This window comes from Cupriavidus sp. 22TCCZM01-5 (assembly GCF_057798915.1).
This window is the reverse complement of record NZ_JBYOJR010000019.1, coordinates 78,248-98,744: the sequence shown is the minus strand read 5'-3', so window position 1 is coordinate 98,744 and position 20,497 is coordinate 78,248. Positions and strand designations below refer to the sequence as shown.

Here is a 20,497-nt window from a genome sequence, read left to right as displayed (position 1 = left end):
CCTGCTTGCCTTACGTGCGGCGGTAAGCAGGGAAGAATCCGCTCAGGTCCTGCAGCGTCGAGGGCTCGCCGCCGCACAGTGCCAGGTACCGGGCGGGATTCACCACGATTCGCTGCGTGCGGAACACGTGCGTATTCGGCGAGTATCCGCGTTTGAAGCGGAACAGGGAATCTTCAGCCGATCCGCCGAGGCCTCCGCCGAGGTGGTAACACCGGTGGCCGCGCTCACGCCCCCACTGCCGGATCGCGTGCATCAGGATCTTGCTGGGCTGCCGATGCATGTAGCGCGTGTCGACACCGATCAGGTGGCTCTGCACGATGCCGGCGGTTTCGGACACCGTAACCGTCTTGCCGCCGATGATGACGCCATCTTCCTGGGCCACGAACAGCCGCAGCCGATCGCCGAGTTCACGGGCCAGGGTGCGGTAGTAGTCGTCGTTGAAGTAGTAGTAGCCGTTGGCACGCAAGCGGTCCATGGAGCCGTTGTAGAGGCGGATGAAATGAGGCAGCGTCTCCAGGGTCTCGTCCAGGCGGACCGTGACACCGGCGCGCGTGGCCTTGGCAATGTCCAGCCTGTGACCGTGCGTCGTTTCCTTCCAATGTTCGGCCTCGCTCTTGGACAGGTCGATCGACACCGTCATGCCATGCTCGAGCAGCGTGCCGATGGTGCTGTGCCACGCCGCGTTGAGCAGCGGATTCAGCCGGATAAAGCACGAGACGCAGCCCTGCTCGCGCAGCAGTGCCATGGCCGCCGACATCGCCGCGTCCACGAACGAGGCGGGCGCGTCGTCGCTGACGAGCGGGCCGGCATACCCGTAGGGCGAGTTCGCATCCCAGTCCGCGCCGTCGATGTCACGGCGCAGCAGCGGCACGAACAGCTCATGACTGCCGTCCGTGGCATGCAGCGCGAACGCCTTGCCGCTGTCCTGATGCTCCGACGCGCGCAGCCATCCCGGCGTGTGGTGGCTGTCGTGCCGGCAACGGGCCAGTACCTCAAGCCATTCGGTGCTGGAGGTCTCCAGCACATGGGTCCTCATCATCATCGGTCCTCATCGGATGTATCGGCGTTGGCGACAATGCGCAGGATGATCTCGCCGAGGCGCGCGATATCGCGGGCGCTGTAGCGGTAATCGGCATGCAGGACCAGGATGCGCTCCGACAGCAGACGATCACTTTGCGGAACGCCGGACCATGTCATGGGCCACAGCACCGCGGTGAACACGTCCGCGCGGATCAGCCCTTGCCGGATGCGCGCGCGTGCCGCGGCATCGCTGCACAGCAGGATGCCGAAAGCCGGCGTTTCCCGCCATTGCAGCTCGGCGGGCAAACCGGCCAGACACTGGCCCAGCAGCGCCAGGTTGTCGCGCCGGCGCTGCCGCATCCGGCCGAGGTCGGCAACGGATGCCAGCGCGCGCGTGAGCGCGGTCGGCCCCGAGATCTCGGGATCGCCCCGAAGCGCGGCCTCGGCCTCGCCGGCCAGCGCCAGGTAGGCGGCCTTGGCAACCGGCAAGCCTGCCAGGTAAGCCGCCTTCATCGCCATTGCGGCGGCCATGCCGGCGGCGGCGCGCGCATGCGCCGCCGTGGGCGCCAGCGCGTGTGGAAACGGCTGCCCGGCCAGCGCACGCACCAGGCCGCCGTCGGGCACCGGCAAGGTCTTCCGTAGCGACGCGAACAAATAGTCCGGCGTACGGGCATATGACCAGGTGGCCAGCAGATCGTGCGAGCGGTCGAGCAGGACGCTGCCGCCCTGCACGTCAACCCCGGCCCGCAGGCCGAAATATTCGGGCACGAGCGCCGCCTCGTCGTCGGCCAGCGAGAGCTGCGCCGGGCCGCCGAACGGGGCGTGCGGATACAGGCGTACGTCGATGTCGCGCGCGATGTCGTCCAGCACCGCGTGGCAGTAGTAGCTGGGCGCGTGCAGGCGCCGCCAGCCGCGCGAGCGCCCTTGCGCCACAATGGCGCGCAGCGCGTCGCGTCCGGTGCCGGCGAGCAGGTCGCCCGGGCGCAGCCAGGGATCGCCGCCGAGCGGAATGGCAGGATCGAGATGGAAGAACGAACCGAACTCGGCAGCGGGGTTCACAGCTGTCATCCCATGCCCTCCAGGCTGACGCCGTGCGCACCCGATGCGCCGTCGCGGGGGGGCCCTCCGGACGCACCGCATCGCGTGGCTGCCTGCAGACTGCGTCGCGATGCCCGCGCGCTCGCTCCCAGCTCGGTGACACGGCAATCAGCCATGTGCGGACGGTGATGGCCCCGATGGCTGCACCGGACTGACGAGTCTTCCAGCCTCATGAATTCGATCGAGACGACCCGCTTTCCCGTAGCCGGATCCGGATCGATGCTGCGCCAGTACTCTCCGGTGGCGCCGGTCCACTTCACCACGCGACTACGCATGGCGCCCAGCATGTCATCGGCCGCGTCGCGCGGATCAAACAGGAGCGCCGCCGGCACCAGCACGGCCACGGTCACGCCGACGTGAGTGAAGCCGACCGGTCGCCAGCGCCACAGCGTCACCGCGGCAACGGCAAAGCCGACACCCAACCCGACGAGCGACTCGCCGACCGTGTGATGAAAATCGGTCACCAGCACCACGGGCATGAACAAGGCCAGCCCGACCCCCGTCGCCAGTCCGAGCCAGGCGGTGTGCCTGCCCAGCACCGAGCCCAGCAGCGTCAGCAACACCGGATACACCGCCGCCGTCAGCATCGCGTGTCCACTGGCACTGTAGACGCCGATCGATGGCAGCGACCAGCCGGTGTAGCTGAATGCGGCCTTGGCCGCCAGCATCAGCCCCCCGCCGATGGCAAACGACGCCGTCCAGCGCAACGCGCGCCAGCCTTGCCCCGCGACGACGAAACAGACTGCGATCCAGGCGGCCAACGGCAATGCCAGGCGGCTTTCGCCGAAGTAGAGGTAGTGGTCCCACAGGAATGTCGCCATCTCGCCATCACGCCGCCGCGCGCGTTGCCTGTCGCATCACGCTTCGCACCGCCTGCGCGGTCATGCGCACTTCTTCATCGGTCAGCGTCGGATGCACGAGGAACATCAGGCTGGTCTCGCCGAGCGTGCGCGCTGCCGGCAAGCGCTCGGCCGGCCGCCATCCGGTGCCGTCGAACGCTCTTTCCAGATAGACCTCGGCGCAAATGCCCGAATAGCAAGGCACTCCGGCTGCGTTGATGGCAGCCATGATGCTGTCGCGGCTCCAGCCCTCGGCGAGGCGCTCGGGCCGCACGTAGGCGTAGAACTTGTACCAGGCATGCTCCACGCCGGCCGGTGGCAGCGGCACGTGCAGGGCATCGCACGCGCCAAGCACTTCCGACAATGCCAGCGCGTTTGCGCAACGCCTGGCATGCCAGCCAGCCATGCGGCGCAGTTGCACGCGCCCGATCGCTGCCTGCATCTCGGTCATGCGCCAGTTGGTGCCAAAGGAGTCATGGACCCAGCGAAAGCCTGGCGGATGCGAGCGGTCGTACACGGCTTCCCAGCTTTTGCCATGATCCTTGTATGACCACATGCGCGACCACAAGACCGGATCGTCGGTGGTGACCATGCCGCCCTCGCCACCTGTGGTCATGATCTTGTCCTGGCAAAACGACCAAGCCCCGATGTGGCCGATGGTTCCGACCATCCGTCCCTTGTAGACGGCACCGTGCGCCTGCGCGCAGTCTTCGATCACCTTGAGACCGTGCCCGCGCGCCAGGGCCATGATGGGCTCCATGTCGCAAGGCAGGCCAGCCAGGTGCACGCAGATGATCGCCCGCGTGCGAGGCGTGACGACGGCGGCGATGGTGCGGGCACTGATATTGCCGCTGTCGCGATCGACGTCCGCGAACACCGGCGTAGCGCCCGCGTTGACCACGCATGAGACGCTGGCAAGGAAGGTGCGTGGCGTGACAACGACCTCGTCACCCGGCCCGATGCCAAGCGCCTGCAGTGCGACGTCGAGCGCCAGCGTGCCATTTGCCAGCGTAATGGCATGCGCCGCGCCGCACCACGCGGCGAACTCCTGTTCGAATTCGCGGCACTCGGTACCGGTCCAGTAGTTGACGCGGTTCGAGAGCAGTACGCGCTGGACTGCCTGGGCCTCTTCGCGGCTGAAGCTCGGCCACGGGGAAAATCCGGTATTGAGCATTGCCAATCCTCGAGGGTGCGGCGTTGGCCGGATCGCCTATTGCGCTTTGCGGCTCATGTCGACGTCGAAGCGGGTTGCCGATACCTCGCCGGCGGCGCTGATGTCCTCCTTGGCGAGCACCGTGCCGATCGTGCGCCACAGGATGCGGATGTCCAGCCAGATCGACTGGTGGTCCACATACCATACGTCGAGCCTGAATTTCTCTTCCCAGCTCAACGAGTTGCGCCCGTTGACCTGCGCCCATCCGCTGATGCCTGGCTTGACCAGCAGCCGCCGTGCCTGTTCGGCCGTATAGAACGGCAGATACTCCATCAGCAAGGGGCGCGGCCCGACCAGGCTCATGTCGCCCTTCAGCACGCACCACAACTCGGGGAGTTCATCGATGCTGGTGCGCCGGATGACCCAGCCAAACGGCGTGATGCGCTCGGTATCGGGCAGCAATTCGCCATCGGCGCCACGCTCGTCGGTCATGGTGCGGAACTTGATGACTTCAATCGGTCTGCCGTTGAGACCGGCACGCGTTTGCCGGAAGAAAACCGGACTGCCAAGTTTGCTGCGAACGAGCGCCACCACGATCAGAAGAGGCAGCGCCAGCACCACCAGGGCCACCAACGCGATGACAACATCGAGAGCGCGCTTCATGATCCATTCACCCCGCGTGAGTCGTCTACGGGGATATGTAACCTGATTCGCACGACCCTGAGAAGCGTCCGAGGCGGCCGGAACGTGCCTTGCACCACAGAACGTTCGCGGGCCGCGCGTGGCGCGGTGCTGCGGCCTGCGTTCGACGCCGAACAGATGCCGCGCACGCGCAGCGCTAGCGTGCCGGCTACTGCCTCAACACCGGCCTCAACACCCTCAAGGAGCCAGAATGGATCCGAGCCTACGCGCGACGCAGGCCAGGCCTATGCGCATTACGCTGCTCATCACCTGTCTGCAGCTCGGTGGCGCGGAACAGCAGGTGGCCGCACTGGCGCGGCAGTACGTGTCGCTGGGACACGCGGTTTCGGTGATCAGCCTGCTGCCGGGCAGGGAGGTGGCGCTTCCGGAAGGCGTTGAAACCTTGATGCTGAAGATGCGCAAGACGCCAGTGGCGTTGTTGGCCGCGCTCGTGCAGGTTCGGCGCTTTGTGTCGCGATGGCGACCGGACATCATCCATGCCCACATGATTCACGCCAACCTGTTTGCCCGCATGCTGACGCGCGTGTGCCCCGTGCCGATCACCGTCTGCACGGCGCACAGCTTTTTCGAGGGCGGCGCGCTGCGCATGCTGGCCTACCGCCTCACCGACCGCTGGTCGGATCTCACCACCCACGTCAGCGAAGAAGGCCGTCAGGCGATGATCGCGGCCCGCGCGGCGCCCGCACAGCGGATCATCGTGGTCCCCAACGGTATCGATACCGCCCGCTACCGCCCGTGCGCGCAGGCCCGGGCCACCACACGCGCCGCGCTTGGCCTGCGCCCGGACGACCGGTTCATCCTCAACGTGGGCCGGCTCGTATGGGAGAAGGCGCACGCGGACCTGATCGACGCCTTCGCGCAGATGCCTCCCGCGCGCGGTACGGTGCTGATGATCGCCGGCGACGGGCCGTTGCGCGAGACCATGGCAGGGCTGATCGCCGGATACGGGCTGGGCGGCCAGGTACGGTTGCTCGGCATGCGCCGGGACGTGCCGGCGCTGCTGAACGCCGCGGACCTGTTCGTGCTGTCGTCACGGATCGAAGGCATGCCGCTGGTGGTGGGCGAAGCACTGGCGTGCGGCTGCCCGGTCGTGGCCACCGACGCCGCCGGGGTCGCGGCGCTGATGGGCAATGCCGGCAGCCTGGTCCCACGCGCGAATACGGCCGCGCTGGCAAGCGCCATGTGCGCTGCCCTTGCGCGCGGGCGTGGTGACGCGGCGGACGAAGCAGCCCGGCGTCAGCACATCGCTTCCGGGTTCAGCATTGAAGTCATCGCCCGCGCATGGCTGCAGCTATACGCGGCACACTCCCGCAGCAATGCGGCCACCCACATGGAGTCGCTCGATGCCACCGCGCGCTGCCAGTGATTGCGCGGGCGCGGGCCTGCGTTCGGCGCCGAACGGATGCCGGCTTCCCGCCGCGATAGCGTACCCGGGTGTCCTGTTCCGCAAGTTGCCACACGTGGAGACCACCGATGCAACAGCGCGATACCGGTAGTCCGGGCCGGCATCAGCAAGCCAGTACCACGAAGGGTCCGGCGATCTGCTTCCTGACCGGCACGCTGGGCACGTTCGGCGGCGCGGAGCGCATGACGGCTACCATTGCCAATGCACTGGCCAGGCGCGGCCACCCTATCCGCATTCTCAGTCTTTGCGACGCGCATAGCTGCTTTGCGCTCGACCCCGCGGTGCGGCATGACGCGCTGTTTGACAAGCGGCCCTCGTTTCGCACGCACTTCCTGCAGACCGTCGCGCGCATTCGCCGCTACGTCAGGCAGCATGGCATTACGTTGCTGGTGGAGGTCGACCCGCTGCTGACACTGTTCACCCTGCCGGCATGCCTGGGCCTTGGCGTGCACCGCATTGCCTGGGAGCACTGCAACTTCGACCAGGACCTGGGTCTTCCGGTGCGCCGCCTTGCCCGCCGCCTGAGCGCGCGCACCTGCCGGCGGATCGTGGTGCTGACCGACCTGGATCGCGACAAATGGGTACGCAACCTGCACTGCGAGAACATCGAGGTCATCCCCAATACCCTGGCATTTCCCATTCCCGCCAAGCCCGCTGTGCGCACGTCCCGGACCGCGGTTGCAGTGGGCCGCCTGACCGAGGTCAAGGGCTTCGACGTGCTGTTGCAGGCGTGGGTGCCCATCGCGAAATCTTTTCCTGACTGGCGGCTGCGGATCGTGGGCAGTGGCGAGCTGCTCGAACCGCTGACGCAACTGCGTGACCGGCTCGGCCTGCAGGCCTGTGTGCGCCTGGAGCCGGCACGCAGCGATATCGAGTCGGTGTACCGGGACGCCGCCTTACTGTGCCTGAGCTCGCGATATGAAGGCTTCCCGCTGGTGCTGGTGGAGGCGATGGCGTACGGCCTGCCAATCGTCGCGACCGACTGCGAGACGGGCGTGAGGGCCATGCTCACCGACGATGAAAACGCCCGGATCAGTCCGGTCGACGACGCCGCCGCCCTCGCGCGCGGCATCGCGGCGGTGATCGCCAGTCCCGAGCTGGCCAAACGATTGGCCGAGGCGGGTCGCCGGCACGTACACAGGTTCGCGCCAGGCGAGATCGCCACGCGGTGGGAACGGCTCCTGTGCGGCATATCGGGCGAGACGGGCGAGACGGGAGAGACCGGCACAAGCGAAGCCGGCATGGCATGACACGGGCGGCACAGCCGCCGCACGCCCGGGCGCCACGGGTACGCGGCTTGTGTACGCCAAGACACGAACCCCCGCGCACGGCGTGCTGCCGGCGCAAGATAATTTCGACGAGCCTGTCCTCGCTTGCCTGCGCCGACAGGCTCGCCAACCCGGAAGATCACGGTCATGGACTTAACCCACGCACAAGTCGCCATCATTGGTCTGGGCTACGTCGGCCTGCCGCTCGCGGTGGAATTCGGCAAGCAGCAGCCGGTGCTGGGCTTCGACATCAATGCCGCACGCATCGAAGCACTGCGCGCCGGCCACGACGCCACACTCGAGGTCGGTCCGGACGAACTGCGCAGCGCGCACCACCTGCACTACAGCAGCGATCCCGAAGCGCTGAAGGCCTGCCAGGTCTTTATCGTGACCGTGCCAACGCCGGTGGACAGGGCCAAGCGCCCCGACCTGATGCCGCTGATCCTGGCGAGCGAGACCGCGGCCAGGGCAATGGCGCCGGGTGCCGTGGTGATCTACGAGTCGACCGTCTACCCGGGCGCCACCGAGGAAATCTGCGTACCGGTGCTGGAGCGGCACAGCGGCCTGAAATTCAACGTGGACTTCTTCTGCGGATACAGCCCGGAGCGCATCAATCCCGGCGACAAGGAGCACCGGCTGCCGGATATCCGCAAAGTCACCAGCGGCAGCACGCCCGAGGCGAGCGAGGCCATCGACAAGCTTTACGGGAAGATCATCGTGGCCGGCACGCACCGGGCCAGCAGCATCCGCGTGGCGGAGGCCGCGAAGGTCATCGAGAATACCCAGCGCGACGTGAACATCGCGCTGATGAACGAACTCAGCCTGCTGTTCCACAAGCTGGGCATCGATACGCTCGAAGTACTGCGGGCCGCCGGCACCAAGTGGAACTTCCTGCCGTTCCGTCCCGGCCTGGTCGGCGGGCACTGCATAGGGGTCGATCCCTACTATCTGACACACAAGGCGCAGGAGGTCGGCTATCACCCGCAGGTCATCCTTGCCGGCCGGCGTATCAATGACAAGATGGCGATCCACGTGGCCGATGAAGTGGTGAAGCTGATGCTGCGCCGGGGCATTCCGGTGCTCGACAGCCGCGTCCTGGTGCTCGGCCTGACCTTCAAGGAGAACTGTCCGGACGTGCGCAATACCAAGGCAGTCGACATCGTGACAACGCTGCGTGGCTACAACGCACAGGTCGACGTCTATGACCCGTGGATCAATGTCGAGGACGCCGAGCACGAGTACGGCCTGTCTTGCCTGCGCGAGGCCCCCCGGCTCGACCAATATGACGCCATCGTGCTGGCGGTCGCACACCACCAGTTCGTCACCATGGGCGTGCGGGCGATCAAGGCCTTCGGCAAGCAGCATGCGGTCCTGTTCGACGTGAAGGGCATCCTGCCGAGGAGCGACGTCGACGGACGCCTGTAGCCAGGCACGCCCTCTGGAACCTGCGTAACGGGAAACTGTTTCATGCAAGACAACGTCTATACGCACCTCAAGTCTCGCCTGGCTGCCACGCCGCGCACATGGCTCGTCACCGGCGTCGCCGGCTTCATCGGCAGCAACCTTCTGGAAGCACTGTTGCGCCTGGACCAGCGCGTTGTCGGCCTGGACAACTTCTCCACCGGGCACCGCCGCAACCTTGGCGAAGTCGAGGCACTGGTGTCGCCCCGGCAGTGGCAGAACTTCCAGTTCATCGAAGGCGACATCCGCAACCCGGAGCACTGCCGCAGCGCGATGCTGTTTGGCCTGCCCGGGCGCAAGGGAGCCGCCGCCCGGCCGTATCCGGTGGACTTCGTGCTGCATCAGGCGGCGCTCGGCTCCGTGCCCCGCAGCCTGGAAGATCCCGTCGCGACCCACAGCGTCAATATCAGCGGATTCCTGAACATGCTGGTCGCCGCCCGCGACGCGCAGGTCAAGACCTTCGTCTATGCAGCAAGCAGCAGCACCTACGGCGACCACCCGGGCCTGCCGAAGGTGGAGGACCGCATCGGCAAGCCGCTGAGCCCCTACGCGGTCACGAAGTACGCCAACGAGCTCTATGCCGATGTCTTCCACCGCTGCTACGGCGTGCATGCCATTGGCCTGCGCTACTTCAACGTGTTCGGGCCGCGCCAGGATCCCAACGGCGCCTATGCCGCCGTGATTCCGGCATGGATCGCAGCCCTGTTGCGGCGCGAAGCCGTCTATATCAACGGCGACGGAGAAACCAGCCGCGACTTCTGTTACGTCGCGAACGCCGTGCAGGTCAACCTGCTTGCCGCGACCAGCGAAAGCCGCGAGGCAGACAGCCAGGTTTACAACGTCGCGGTCGGCGACCGCACGACCCTGACCACGCTGTTCGAGCTGCTTCGGGACGGGCTGCGGCCCTACGGTATCGCCGCCGACACCGGGCCGGTCTACCGCGCCTTCCGGGCCGGCGACGTGCGCCACAGCCAGGCCGACATCGGCAAGGCACAACGCCGGCTGGGATACGTGCCCACTCACCGCATCCGCGAGGGACTGACCGAGGCGATGCATTGGTATGTGCAGAGGCAACAGGCGCTTAGCGCCTGAGCGCAACCGGAAAAACAGCATGTGCGGATTCGCAGGATTCCTCGGCGGCTTGCCGGACACTCTGGCCGGCCGGGCAACCGTGCTGAGCAACATGGCCAGCCAGATTCGCCACCGCGGGCCAGACCACGGCGATATCTGGTGCGACCCGGACAAGCCCTTCGGCATGGCCCACCGGCGCCTGGCGATTGTCGATCTCTCAGCGGCCGGACATCAGCCGATGACCGCTGCCAGCGGCCGCCACGTGATTGCGTTCAACGGCGAGATCTACAACCACCTGGAGATCCGCGCCGAGCTGGAGCGCGCGGGCGCCGCGCCCCGGTGGCGGGGTCACTCCGACACCGAAACGCTGCTGGCCGGCATCGACGCCTGGGGCGTCGACGCCACCGTCAGGCGGGCTGTGGGCATGTTCGCATTCGCATTGTGGGACCGGCACACCGGCACGCTCACGCTGGCCCGGGACCGGCTCGGCGAAAAGCCGCTCTACTATGGCTGGCAGGCCACAGGCAGCGCCCGTACCTTTCTGTTCGGATCGGAACTCAAGGCGCTGCGGCCGCACCCGTCGTTCGAGGGCCGCATCGACCGGGATGCGCTGTGCCTGTATATGCGCCACAACAATGTGGGCGGCGGCCATTCGATCTACCAGGGCGTCGCCAAGCTGCTGCCGGGGCACCTGCTCACGGTTTCGATGCGCGCCCCCGAACCCGCGCTGCGGTCCTACTGGTCCGGCGCCGCGGTGGTGCTGGATGGCGTGCGCAATCCTTTCACCGGAGATGCCGGGGAAGCGGTCGACAGCCTGGAACGGCTGCTGCGCGACGCCGTCAAGCGCCAGATGATGGCGGACGTGCCGCTGGGCGCCTTTCTTTCCGGTGGCATCGACTCGTCGACGGTCGCGGCGCTGATGCAGTCCCAGTCATCGCAGGCGATCCGCACGTTCACCATTGGCTTTCACGGCTCGGATTACAGTGAAGCCGCGCACGCGAAGGCCGTGGCACGGCATCTTGGCACCGACCACACGGATCTGTACGTCACGCCGGAACACGCGATGGCAGTCATCCCGGGGCTGCCCGCGACCTATGATGAGCCGTTCGCCGATTCATCGCAGATCCCAACCCTGCTGGTCAGCGAACTGGCGCGGCGGCACGTCACCGTATCGCTGTCCGGCGACGCCGGCGACGAGCTGTTCGGCGGCTATAACCGCTACCAGATCACGGCCGAGCTGTGGCAGCGTCTCGCGCGCATTCCCAGCCCGATGCGGGCCGCCGCCGCCTGGGGACTGACGCGCCTCTCTCCGCACCGCATCGATCGGATCGCGGCCTCGTTCCCCGTCGCCTCGCGCTGGTTCAATGTGGGCGAGAAAATCCACAAAGGGGCCGGCGTCATGGCCGCGCGTTCGGGGGCCGAGTTGTACCGCGGCATGGTGTCCCAGTGGTCCCGCCCCGACAGGCTCGTCATCGGCGGCATGGAGCCCGCCACGCTGCTGGACAGCGCCGCGCAGTCCTTCGGCGCACTGGCCGAGGTGGAGCGCATGATGGCGCTGGACCTGCTGACCTACCTGCCGGACGACATCCTGGCCAAGGTAGACCGCGCGGCCATGCGTCACAGCCTCGAGACGCGCGTGCCCTTCCTCGACCACCGCGTGGTCGAATTCGCCTGGCGCCTGCCACTGGCGTACAAGTTGCGCAGGGATGCCCGCGGCTACACGACCAAATGGGTCCTGCGCAGGGTACTCGACCGCTATGTGCCGGCCTCCCTGATCGAGCGCCCGAAGATGGGCTTCGGCATTCCGATCGACACCTGGCTGCGCGGGCCGCTGCGCGACTGGGCCGAGGATCTCCTGGATGACCGGCGTCTGCGGCAGCAGGGCTACCTGAATCCGGAGCCGGTTCGCAGCCGTTGGGCCGAGCATCTTTGCGGACGGCGCAACTGGCAGCATTCATTGTGGTGCGTGCTCATGTTCCAGGCATGGCTGGCGAACGAGCGTTCGCACGGGACGTCGCCGGAGCCGGTGAACGCGGCCGCGCCTGACCGGAGCCTGGCATGCGCTTCCTGATGATCGCCAGCTTCGGCGAGTCGCTGATTACGTTCCGCGGTCCGCTCATCGCGGCATTGCAGGAAAAAGGGGTGGAAATGCATGTGGCCGCGCCCGGCCTGCCGGCGGGAGACCCAGCGCGCACCGCGTTGGAATCGCGCGGCGTGATCGTGCATGATGTCGCGCTCGAGCGTACCGGCATGAACCCGCTGGCCGATGCGCGCACCCTGCTCGCGCTGCATCGCCTGATGCGCAGGATCCGCCCCGACTGCGTCATGAGCTATACCATCAAGCCGGTGATCTATGGCTTGCTGGCAGCGTGGCTGGCGCGCGTGCCGCGCCGTTTTGCGCTGATCACGGGGCTTGGCTATGCCTTCCGTGAAGGCAGTGAGCAAAGCAGGCTGCGCGCGCTGGTACAGCGGCTTTACGCGCTGGCGCTCAGGCGTGCGCATACGACCTTTTTCCAGAATCCCGACGATGAGGCGCTGTTCCGCCGCTCGGAGATCCTGCCGGCCGGCAAGCGCTCGTGCATCGTCAATGGCTCCGGCGTGGACGTCGCGAGCTTCCAGGCCGCGCCGCTGCCTGCCGACGGTCCGCACTTTCTGCTGATCGCCCGCCTGCTGGGCGACAAGGGCGTGCGCGAGTATGCAGAGGCCGCGCGCCGCATCCGGGCGCGTGGCGCCAACGCCCGCTTCAGCCTGGTGGGCTGGATCGACACCGGTCCCAATGCCATCGCACAGGATGAACTGGACGCATGGATCGCCGACGGGACGGTCGACTTCCTTGGCCGCCTGTCGGACGTGCGCCCGGCCATCGCCCGCTGCAACGTCTACGTGCTGCCCTCCTACGGTGAAGGCACACCGCGCTCCGTGCTGGAAGCCATGGCCATGGGACGGCCCATTATCACCACGGATGCGCCGGGCTGCCGCGAGACTGTGGTTGACGGCGACAATGGCATCCTGGTGCCGGTCAAGTCCGTCGGCGCGCTGGAGCTGGCCATGCTGCAGCTGATCGAGGACTGGGAAAAGGTGGTGCGCATGGGCCAACGCTCGCGCCAGATCGCCGAGACCAAGTATGACGTGCACAAGGTCAATGTCGCGATGCTGCGCGAGATGGGGTTCGAGTAGGCGCAGGCAGGCGCAAGGCGCGCGCGACGCGCGCCACGATCCGGTGCCACAGCACCCCTGCGTGGAAGAGGTGGCGCTTGCCGTCCACCACGGTACGGTCGCCCCAGTCCGACATGGTATGCAGTCCGTCCGGGTTGACGCGGTCCCCCTTCGGGCTGACGATCCCCACCGTCTCCTCCCGATAGAACTCCGGCGTGCAATGCACAATGCGGTTGACTGCGATGGCCTGCCCGTAGCCGCTCTTGCAGACCTGCGCCACGCGCAGCAGTTGCCCTGCGTCGCGCACAACCGACCCGGCCGCGCGCGCCGAGCCGTGGTCGAACTTGACCGGGTTCTGCGGGTGTGGCTGCCAGGGCCCGAGCAGGTGGTCGGCATAGCACAGGCATACGTTGTCGAACTGCCCCATCTGAACGTCTGTGTAGAGCAGCCAGAAGCGGCCATCATGCTCGAAGATGGTCGGGTCGACCGCTGCGACGTCTTCCAGAAGCACCGCGACCTGCTGCCAGCCTCCGGTCTCGTCCTGGCGGTTCAGCACGCAGCGCCGGCTCTGCGACGACTCCGCCACGCAATACAGCGCCCCGTCGTGTCGGAAGAGATACGGAAACGACAGGTGCCCGGGCAGACCAAGATCGACGTCCCCGGCGCGGGACGGCACGTCGTGCGCATCCAGGGTCAGCCTGACGATGCGGCCAAGGCCGTGCCGCAGATCGAACTCCTCGCAATAGATCTCGTCCTGCCTGCCGGGCACCCCGAACGGATCCGCCCAGCAGTACGACGGCTTGCGCTTGCCGAGCCATCGCACCGGCAGCTGCTGCGCGCGCACCGCGTCAGCAAGCGCCATGTCGACGATGCCCACCATCCATTGCTCGACCAGAAGAAATCCCTTGAGCTGGATGGCAGCGTGACCGGCCACGGCGCGCATGCGCCAGAGCAGGCGCCGCCATGCCGGCACGCGGCCGCGGCGCGGCTCCCATGGCTGGCGCCCTCTCAGGCCGCCGAGGGCACGGATTTCACGCAGGGCACCGATGAGCAGCGACGCGCTCATGACGGCAAGCCGTTCAGAACTGATTTTTTCACAGGGTTCGGCATAGCCGGACGCGGTATCGACGATCAACACGCGCGACGGCGTCCACGCCACCAGCTGCAGGTGGATGCCCGCACCACTGGCATGTGTCTCCAGCCCGTGGTGCGGATCGCCCGGAGCAAGCCCGCGCTGGTCGCAAAGGCGCCACATGCCCTCAGTGGCGTAGCGGTGCCAGTCGGTATCCAGGCGGCCGGTGAGGTCGACGATGGCGGTCACGGGCGCGCACATTGGCGGCGCCTGCGCTGCACCAGCCGCTGCGCGCACTTTGTCCGGATCATTCATTGCATCCAGCGTGCGCACGATTACCCGGCATGCGCCCGAGCCTTGCAGACGCTGCATCACGGACCGCTCCCAACCCGCGGGCTCGCGCGAGGTAACCACAATGACGAGGGTCTCTCCCGTGGCGGCCCCTGTTGACAGACAGGACATGGCTTTCTCCCCGGCGATAGGGCGCAATATCACTTCCGGCATTTGGCGCCAGGACGCGCAGCGCCGACAGTAGCCTTTTGGCCTAAGCGGAATCATCCATCGGTAGGTAACAGGCCCGCGTCCGATGGTTCCGGCGGCAGCGCGGCAGTGCCGGAAACCGGGAGTGTGTATGCCCCCGTACGGAAAGCCCGCGGGCTTCGATGTAGCCTGAAAGTGCTGACCCGGTGCACCGGTGCCGAAGGCAGGACCGTGGTGCCCCCTTGAAAGCGGCGTGTGTGTGTCTCCGTACGGATAACCCGTGTGCACAAATCTACATTGCCATTGTCGGTCTGGTACGCAGCCCCGGTACCTGTGCCGACGGGACAGGCAGGAGCGTCTGGACCTTGCGAGCTCCGTTCTTGCCCTTTTCGGCCATCCGGCCGCAGTGCAAGGCCTACCGCTTCCCAGAAATCATGATGAATAGCATGATGGATCCGGCAGAGAAAACCGTGGCCGTAGTCGTCGGCGGCGAACTCGGCGGGCTTGGATTGGTACGCTCGCTGTCAGGCAACGGCATTCCCGTCGTCGTCGTGGACACAAGACACGGCACGCCGGCATTCTGGTCGCGTCATGCCCGCCGGCATATCGTTCGCAGCTTCGTGGGCCGCGACTTCACCGAAGACATGATCGCGCTGGCCCGGCGTCTCGGCCAGCGGCCGGTATTGTTCCTGACCGACGAGGATGCCGTCCACAGCGTCTCGGAAAACCGGGATGAGCTGTCGGCCTGGTATCGGTTTCGGATGCCGTCGGCGCAAGGCGTGCGCGTGCTCAGCAGCAAGGCGGCCTTCCATTGCTTTGCCGAAGCAAACAGCTTCCCGGTGCCACGCACCGTCATCATGAACGGACAGCTCGACGTGTCCATGCTATCCGGCTTGCGCTTTCCCTGCGTGCTCAAACCCGACGACAAGCGCCAGGCGCTGAGCGGGAACAAGGAGCGGGCAGTCCGCGTGGAAACGCTGCCCGAGGGCCAGGCCCACGCGCGCGCCATGCTGCGCACGCCCGGTGGCATCGTGGCGCAGGAATGGATCGAAGGCACGCAGAGCAATATCTATTTCACCCTCTTCTACCGCGGCAGGAACGGCATGACCGCGGCGGCATTCACGGGCAGGAAGCTGGCCTGCTGGCCACCGGACGTCGGCAGTACCGCCGTATGTGTCGCCGCGCCGGAAGCCCACGCGGAGCTGGAGCAGATCACGCTGGACTTCGCCAGGTGCGCCGGCTTCGAGGGCATGGGCAGCATGGAATACAAGTGGGACGACAACCACCGGCGCTTCGTGATGATCGAGCCTACCGTAGGACGGATCGACTGGCAGGAGGAAATCGCCACGCTGTGCGGGGTCAATATCCCGCTGGCGGCGTACCGGCATGAACTGGGCCTGCCCGAACTGCCGGCAGTCGCGGCCTCGTCCCCCGCGGTCTGGCGCGCGACCTTCATCCGTCGGGCCCCGGCCGGCCTGGTGCCGCTTGATGCCCGCACCTTCGATGGCTATTTCCGCTGGGACGACCCGCTTCCGGCCATCCGTCACTACTGCCTGAACCGGCCGCTCGACCGCTTCCTTCATCAGTGGAACGGCTGGTTTCCCTCCACGCGCCGCGACCAGGTCCAACAGGAACAGCAATGATCTCGACCACAGACACCGCGATTATCGGGGCCGGGCCGTATGGACTGTCGATCTCGGCCCACCTCAGCGACATTGGCGTGCCCCACCAGGTGCTCGGCGAGCCGATGTTTGCGTGGCGCAATTTCATGCCTCCCGGGATGCTCATGCGTTCGGAGGCCTTCGCCTCCGACCTGTACGCACCCCGTGCCGGCTACCGGCTGGAGGACTACAGCCGTCGCATGCACTTGCCGTATGCCCCGATCGGGATGCGCCTGCCGCTTGAACGATTCATCGAGTATGGACTCTGGTTCCAGTCGCAGCTGGTCGGCCACGTGCGCCCGGTGGAAGTTACGGAGTTGCGCCGCCAGGACGGTTGCTTTCGCCTGTCACTGAGCGACGGCAGCTGCCTGATTGCCCGGCGTGCGGTGGTTGCCCTCGGGCTCAAGGGGTTCGAGTACATGCCAGCGGTACTGCAGGGGTTGCCCAGCCCGGGTGTCGTGCACTCCGGGGTATTCGGCAGCCTGTCGTGGGCCCGTGGCAAGCGCATCGTCATCGTCGGCGGCGGACAATCCGCCCTTGGGCTGGCGGCACTGTTCAACGAACTGGGCGCGCATGTCCGCGTGCTGATCCGGGGCGACACCATTACCTGGAACAAGGATCCGGATGTCGGCCGCAGCCTGATCTCGCGGATGCTGAGTCCCGAAGGCGGGTTGGCTCAGGGCTGGTATCCGTACGTCCTGTCGGAATTTCCATATCTGTTCCGGGCCGCAGGGCAGCGGCTGCGCAGGCGCATCGCCGAAACCTCGTTCGGTCCCTCCGGCGCGTGGTGGCTGCGTGACCGCGTAGTCGGCAAGGTCGAGTTGTCGATGAACACTTCGGTCGAGCACGTCAGCGTTCACAAGAGCGGGGTCGTGCTGCAGGTGACCGGCGGCGACGGTCCGGCCACCGTTACCGGGGACCACGTCGTCGCGGCCACCGGCTTCAGGGTCGACGTGGCCAAGCACGCCTTCCTGTCGCCGGAGATCATCCAGGCGCTGTCATTGGTCGATGGCTGGCCCGAACTGTCGGGCCACTTCGAATCCGCCGTGCCAGGGCTCTACATCACGGGGCCCGCGGCGGCCATGAGCTTCGGCCCGGCGTTGCGCTTCGTCTATGGCGCCAAATATGCCGCGCCCTGCATCGCGCGGCATATCAGGCTGCGCCATGCCGCGGAGGGCGGCAACCGCGCCCTCCAGCCGCAGGGCGCGCCGCAGGTCCTTGCCGAAGGCAGCGCTGACGCGCAGCTGCATCCGCCGCCAGCCTTCCAGGGAGTGAAAACCCCGGCCGAATAGGAATGGGACTGCGCGCCCGTAACGAGGTCATCCGCCGGCGCTGCCAGGGCCCGCGTGCGGCAACGATGGTGCAGGGAACCGAAGCGATTCGGGCGGAGGCGGCCACGCCGTACCGGCCGCCAGGCGGCTTCGGTCCTGAACAATGCAGGAGGCTGCGATGAACCAGTTCAAGCCCCTCACAAGCCTGCGGCTTTTCCTGGCCTTATGGGTATTGTGCAGACACTATTTCAAGGTCTATGGACCGGAAGGCGCGTTCTTCAATATCGGCTTCACCAGCACCTACTTCGACCACGGCTATCTGGGCGTCGACGGCTTCTTTATCCTGAGCGGCTTCATCCTCGCCTACAACTACGATCCGGCGCCTGGCCAGCCATTGAACCTGAAGCGGTTCATCGTGGCCCGGATCGCCCGCATCTACCCGGTCTACCTGGTCTGCCTGCTGGCGTTCGCCGCTGCGGTCCTTGTCCGCGACTATGCCCTGCACACGCAGATTGTGGGGACCGCCGGCTACCGGGCGCCGGATTTCTTGCTGGAACTGTTCATGCTGAGCGCGTGGCGGTATGCCGGGGGAAACGGCTGGAACGATGTCGGATGGTCAGTCAGCGCCGAATGGTTCGCCTATGTGTTCTTCCCGCTCTTTCTCCTGGCGGCGCCGCGCTTCAGCAGGATCCGCATCCTCCTGGCAGGCTGCGTGGCCCTGGTGGTGCTGGCCGCAGTGGAAGCGGCGTCGCCCGACCATCTGTCGCTCAGCGGGGGCGTGGCCCGGCTGGTTCCGGAATTCATGCTGGGTGTGCTGCTCTGCCGACTGCGTGAAGCCGTGCCTGATCATGATGGCTACGCCTGGGGCGCGCTGGTGTCGCTCGCGGTCTGCGCAACCGGCGTCGCGGTGGGAGTGGATACGCTGTTCGTAGCCGGTGCAGCCGGGCTGGTGTTCTCCCTCTCCTACAAAAACGACGTGCTCACTCGCGCCCTGTCGCTGCGCAGCCTCGTGTTCCTCGGTGAAGTCTCCTACTGCCTCTACATTGTGCAGCGCATTCCCCAGTACATGTTCGCGTTCGCGCGCAGGCAGCTGCCAGGCCTGACCGCCCTGCCGGCGGCCGTGCAGGCAACGCTGCTACTGGCACTGACGGTAGGCGTTGCGATCCTGCTGCATTTCGCCATCGAGAAGCCAATGCGCAGATGCATCAATCGCCGGTTTGATACAAAGGCAAAGGCGCAGCCCGCCAAGTCACTGTGGTCCGTTCATCTGTGAGAGGCGAGTGCGGCAGGAACGGAGAACCACGGGCTTCGGCTCGCACGAAGACACGCGGGCATGGCGGCAAAGAAACAAATCGCGAAAGGCCGCGCAGGCGTCAGGGCAGTCCTGCCCTGACTGGACAATGCCGGATCTGAGCGCGCCCGCGCACCACGCCACGGCCTACCCGTAAGAACCCGTTTCCGGATGGAACCCGAAAGGAAGGCTGATGCCGGGCCGCATGGCTTCGTTGCGGCTGGATTGCGTGCAATGACCACGCGGCGTCGGTCACGCCCAGCCCTGCGGCCCGGCGTCAGCCTTCGCGCCCTTTCCTCATTTTGAAATGGGTTCCCAGCGACTGGAACTCGCCGGACACACTGCGCCCGGCGCGTCTTTCTCTGACGCTGCAAATCAGCAGGCAGACCAGCATCGGCACGAACATCCACTTTTGCCGCACGGAAATTCCCAGATTCGCTGTTGTCGTAGCAAGGATCACCGACGTGCCGCAGCAGTATATCCAGAGAAACAGCCGGTTCTTCAGCACTACGCGGCTTCCCCGCCGCCGGATTGCGCCCCAGATGGCAAGCGTGGCGAGCAGCAGCAGCACCATGTTGTCCATCGACGCGGCAAGGCCGAAGACGTCGCGGGCCTCTACCGGCAGAGGCCGAAACACATAGGTGAAAAGCTGCATCGGCAGCGACATGCCGGAGATGTCGACGCCGCCGCCGCCCTGCTGGTTAAATCCCTGGCGCGTCTGGATGTACTGCTCGATGGTGGCTGCGTCCGCTCCATCGGCCAGGCCGGCATAATGCATGGCGAACGGTACAACCGCCGCAGCGGCGGACAATGCAGCGCCGGCCAGAAGGACACGCCATTTCAGGGACATCCTGGATGAGATCAGCATCGAGGCAGCCAGCGCCACGATCATCACTGCCGCGATGTGCGGGCGCACGACAAACATCGCGGCAACGGCGATGACCATCACCAGGCTGCGGCGCGGCATCGACATGCTCGCCCACAGCGCAAGACTGGTCGCCATGAAGGCAACGCCATCCTTGCCGATGGCAGTGCTCCAGAAGCTGATCGACGGCATCAGCACGATCACGATGGCCAGCCACTGCAGAAACCTGCTCCGGTCCCGGGTGACCCTGTGCAACACCGCGTCGAACGCCAGCAGGCCGATGACCCCGAATATGTTGAAGACGAAGAACACCCCGAGGTATGAGAGGCCGAGGTAACTGGAGAAGATATGCGTGAAGTAGCTCACCGCGTGCGTGCCGATGGAAAACTCCGGCGACGGGGACAGCGAAGCATCGAAATAGTCCGTCGCGTCGCTACGCTCGTCCATCTCCAGTTTCGCGTAGAAGACGCAGAAAATCGTGTGCCACAGGTAGAGAAAGAGCCCCCACTTCGGCCCGGTACCGAACTTGCGGCAGAGGACCAGCGTCACCTGCGCTCCCACCAGCAGTACGAGCGTCGCGCTGATGACATGCCACGCGGAAGATGCGTATTCCATGGTCAACGTTCCTGGGGCCTTTCACATTCAAGCCAGGCGTGCGCCGCGGCACCGTGACAGGCGCCGGCA

Annotated in this window: 16 protein-coding genes; 9 read left to right on the top strand and 7 right to left on the bottom strand. The window is 66.3% G+C overall.

Annotated elements, in window-relative coordinates; translation table 11 throughout:
- Window positions 1–10: 10 nt before the first annotated feature.
- Genes AC3FNH_RS18565 through AC3FNH_RS18545 form a run of 5 tightly spaced genes read right to left on the bottom strand, consistent with a single transcriptional unit; the run spans window position 11 to window position 4,773 of the window.
- Entirely contained in the window at window positions 11–1,042 is a 1,032-nt protein-coding gene (locus AC3FNH_RS18565) for a GNAT family N-acetyltransferase (RefSeq protein ID WP_488721126.1), read from the bottom strand.
- Window positions 1,039–2,088, bottom strand: coding sequence for a hypothetical protein (locus AC3FNH_RS18560; RefSeq protein ID WP_488721125.1), 1,050 nt, complete (start codon window positions 2,086–2,088; stop codon window positions 1,039–1,041). The genes AC3FNH_RS18565 and AC3FNH_RS18560 overlap by 4 nt, the downstream gene beginning before the upstream one ends.
- On the bottom strand, window positions 2,085–2,939 hold the full coding sequence (locus tag AC3FNH_RS18555) for a phosphatase (RefSeq protein WP_488721124.1): 855 nt from the start codon (window positions 2,937–2,939) through the stop codon (window positions 2,085–2,087). Before AC3FNH_RS18555 ends, AC3FNH_RS18560 begins: the two co-directional genes overlap by 4 nt.
- 7 nt (window positions 2,940–2,946) lie before the next feature.
- Window positions 2,947–4,131: a DegT/DnrJ/EryC1/StrS family aminotransferase gene (locus AC3FNH_RS18550; RefSeq protein ID WP_276102646.1), complete on the bottom strand. Its 1,185-nt coding sequence runs from the start codon at window positions 4,129–4,131 to the stop codon at window positions 2,947–2,949.
- Between the two features lie 36 nt (window positions 4,132–4,167).
- Window positions 4,168–4,773 carry a sugar transferase gene (locus tag AC3FNH_RS18545; protein ID WP_488721123.1) on the bottom strand — a complete coding sequence of 202 codons (606 nt, stop codon included), beginning with the start codon at window positions 4,771–4,773 and terminating at the stop codon, window positions 4,168–4,170.
- Between the two features lie 265 nt (window positions 4,774–5,038).
- Between AC3FNH_RS18545 and AC3FNH_RS18540 the strand changes: the two genes are divergently transcribed.
- From AC3FNH_RS18540 to AC3FNH_RS18515, 6 genes are all read left to right on the top strand, one after another.
- Entirely contained in the window at window positions 5,039–6,178 is a 1,140-nt protein-coding gene (locus AC3FNH_RS18540; protein WP_488721122.1) for a glycosyltransferase, read from the top strand.
- A 107-nt stretch (window positions 6,179–6,285) separates the two neighbouring features.
- Window positions 6,286–7,467, top strand: a complete 1,182-nt coding sequence (locus tag AC3FNH_RS18535) for a glycosyltransferase family 4 protein (protein ID WP_488721121.1) — start codon at window positions 6,286–6,288, stop codon at window positions 7,465–7,467.
- Between the two features lie 165 nt (window positions 7,468–7,632).
- The gene (locus AC3FNH_RS18530) at window positions 7,633–8,910 is read left to right on the top strand and encodes a nucleotide sugar dehydrogenase (protein WP_488721120.1); all 1,278 of its coding nucleotides are present in this window, start codon (window positions 7,633–7,635) and stop codon (window positions 8,908–8,910) included.
- Window positions 8,911–8,952: 42 nt separating this feature from the next.
- A complete protein-coding gene (locus AC3FNH_RS18525; RefSeq protein ID WP_488721119.1) occupies window positions 8,953–10,038 on the top strand; it encodes an NAD-dependent epimerase/dehydratase family protein in 1,086 nt (361 codons plus the stop codon).
- Between the two features lie 19 nt (window positions 10,039–10,057).
- Window positions 10,058–12,088, top strand: a complete 2,031-nt coding sequence (gene asnB, locus AC3FNH_RS18520) for an asparagine synthase (glutamine-hydrolyzing) (RefSeq protein ID WP_488721118.1) — start codon at window positions 10,058–10,060, stop codon at window positions 12,086–12,088.
- Window positions 12,076–13,194: a glycosyltransferase family 4 protein gene (locus tag AC3FNH_RS18515; RefSeq protein ID WP_488721117.1), complete on the top strand. Its 1,119-nt coding sequence runs from the start codon at window positions 12,076–12,078 to the stop codon at window positions 13,192–13,194. Before asnB ends, AC3FNH_RS18515 begins: the two co-directional genes overlap by 13 nt.
- Here the strand turns inward: AC3FNH_RS18515 and AC3FNH_RS18510 are convergent.
- Window positions 13,157–14,617, bottom strand: coding sequence for a glucosamine inositolphosphorylceramide transferase family protein (locus AC3FNH_RS18510; RefSeq protein ID WP_488721116.1), 1,461 nt, complete (start codon window positions 14,615–14,617; stop codon window positions 13,157–13,159). The two genes, AC3FNH_RS18515 and AC3FNH_RS18510, sit on opposite strands and share 38 nt — an antisense overlap.
- Before the next feature lie 545 nt (window positions 14,618–15,162).
- Between AC3FNH_RS18510 and AC3FNH_RS18505 the strand changes: the two genes are divergently transcribed.
- The 3 genes from AC3FNH_RS18505 (at window position 15,163) to AC3FNH_RS18495 (ending at window position 18,930) form a co-directional block, all read left to right on the top strand.
- Complete coding sequence (locus AC3FNH_RS18505; RefSeq protein ID WP_488721145.1) at window positions 15,163–16,368, top strand: carboxylate--amine ligase; 1,206 nt, start codon at window positions 15,163–15,165, stop codon at window positions 16,366–16,368.
- Complete coding sequence (locus AC3FNH_RS18500) at window positions 16,365–17,678, top strand: FAD-dependent oxidoreductase (protein ID WP_488721115.1); 1,314 nt, start codon at window positions 16,365–16,367, stop codon at window positions 17,676–17,678. Before AC3FNH_RS18505 ends, AC3FNH_RS18500 begins: the two co-directional genes overlap by 4 nt.
- A gap of 157 nt (window positions 17,679–17,835) precedes the next feature.
- Window positions 17,836–18,930, top strand: a complete 1,095-nt coding sequence (locus AC3FNH_RS18495) for an acyltransferase family protein (RefSeq protein ID WP_488721114.1) — start codon at window positions 17,836–17,838, stop codon at window positions 18,928–18,930.
- 295 nt (window positions 18,931–19,225) lie between these two features.
- Here AC3FNH_RS18495 and AC3FNH_RS18490 read toward each other — a convergent pair whose 3' ends face one another.
- Window positions 19,226–20,428 (bottom strand): hypothetical protein, encoded by a 1,203-nt coding sequence (locus AC3FNH_RS18490; RefSeq protein WP_276102635.1) that lies wholly within the window; start codon window positions 20,426–20,428, stop codon window positions 19,226–19,228.
- Window positions 20,429–20,497 lie beyond the last annotated feature (69 nt).

Excerpts from the sequence above, each read along its gene's own strand:
- AC3FNH_RS18565 (WP_488721126.1), bottom strand. The coding sequence starts at position 1,042 with ATGATGATGAGGACCCATGTGCTGGAGACCTCCAGCACCGAATGGCTT.
- AC3FNH_RS18560 (WP_488721125.1), bottom strand. The coding sequence starts at position 2,088 with ATGACAGCTGTGAACCCCGCTGCCGAGTTCGGTTCGTTCTTCCATCTC.
- AC3FNH_RS18555 (WP_488721124.1), bottom strand. The coding sequence starts at position 2,939 with ATGGCGACATTCCTGTGGGACCACTACCTCTACTTCGGCGAAAGCCGC.
- AC3FNH_RS18550 (WP_276102646.1), bottom strand. The coding sequence starts at position 4,131 with ATGCTCAATACCGGATTTTCCCCGTGGCCGAGCTTCAGCCGCGAAGAG.
- AC3FNH_RS18545 (WP_488721123.1), bottom strand. The coding sequence starts at position 4,773 with ATGAAGCGCGCTCTCGATGTTGTCATCGCGTTGGTGGCCCTGGTGGTG.
- AC3FNH_RS18540 (WP_488721122.1), top strand. The coding sequence starts at position 5,039 with ATGCGCATTACGCTGCTCATCACCTGTCTGCAGCTCGGTGGCGCGGAA.
- AC3FNH_RS18535 (WP_488721121.1), top strand. The coding sequence starts at position 6,286 with ATGCAACAGCGCGATACCGGTAGTCCGGGCCGGCATCAGCAAGCCAGT.
- AC3FNH_RS18530 (WP_488721120.1), top strand. The coding sequence starts at position 7,633 with ATGGACTTAACCCACGCACAAGTCGCCATCATTGGTCTGGGCTACGTC.
- AC3FNH_RS18525 (WP_488721119.1), top strand. The coding sequence starts at position 8,953 with ATGCAAGACAACGTCTATACGCACCTCAAGTCTCGCCTGGCTGCCACG.
- asnB (WP_488721118.1), top strand. The coding sequence starts at position 10,058 with ATGTGCGGATTCGCAGGATTCCTCGGCGGCTTGCCGGACACTCTGGCC.
- AC3FNH_RS18515 (WP_488721117.1), top strand. The coding sequence starts at position 12,076 with ATGCGCTTCCTGATGATCGCCAGCTTCGGCGAGTCGCTGATTACGTTC.
- AC3FNH_RS18510 (WP_488721116.1), bottom strand. The coding sequence starts at position 14,617 with ATGCAGCGTCTGCAAGGCTCGGGCGCATGCCGGGTAATCGTGCGCACG.
- AC3FNH_RS18505 (WP_488721145.1), top strand. The coding sequence starts at position 15,163 with ATGAATAGCATGATGGATCCGGCAGAGAAAACCGTGGCCGTAGTCGTC.
- AC3FNH_RS18500 (WP_488721115.1), top strand. The coding sequence starts at position 16,365 with ATGATCTCGACCACAGACACCGCGATTATCGGGGCCGGGCCGTATGGA.
- AC3FNH_RS18495 (WP_488721114.1), top strand. The coding sequence starts at position 17,836 with ATGAACCAGTTCAAGCCCCTCACAAGCCTGCGGCTTTTCCTGGCCTTA.
- AC3FNH_RS18490 (WP_276102635.1), bottom strand. The coding sequence starts at position 20,428 with ATGGAATACGCATCTTCCGCGTGGCATGTCATCAGCGCGACGCTCGTA.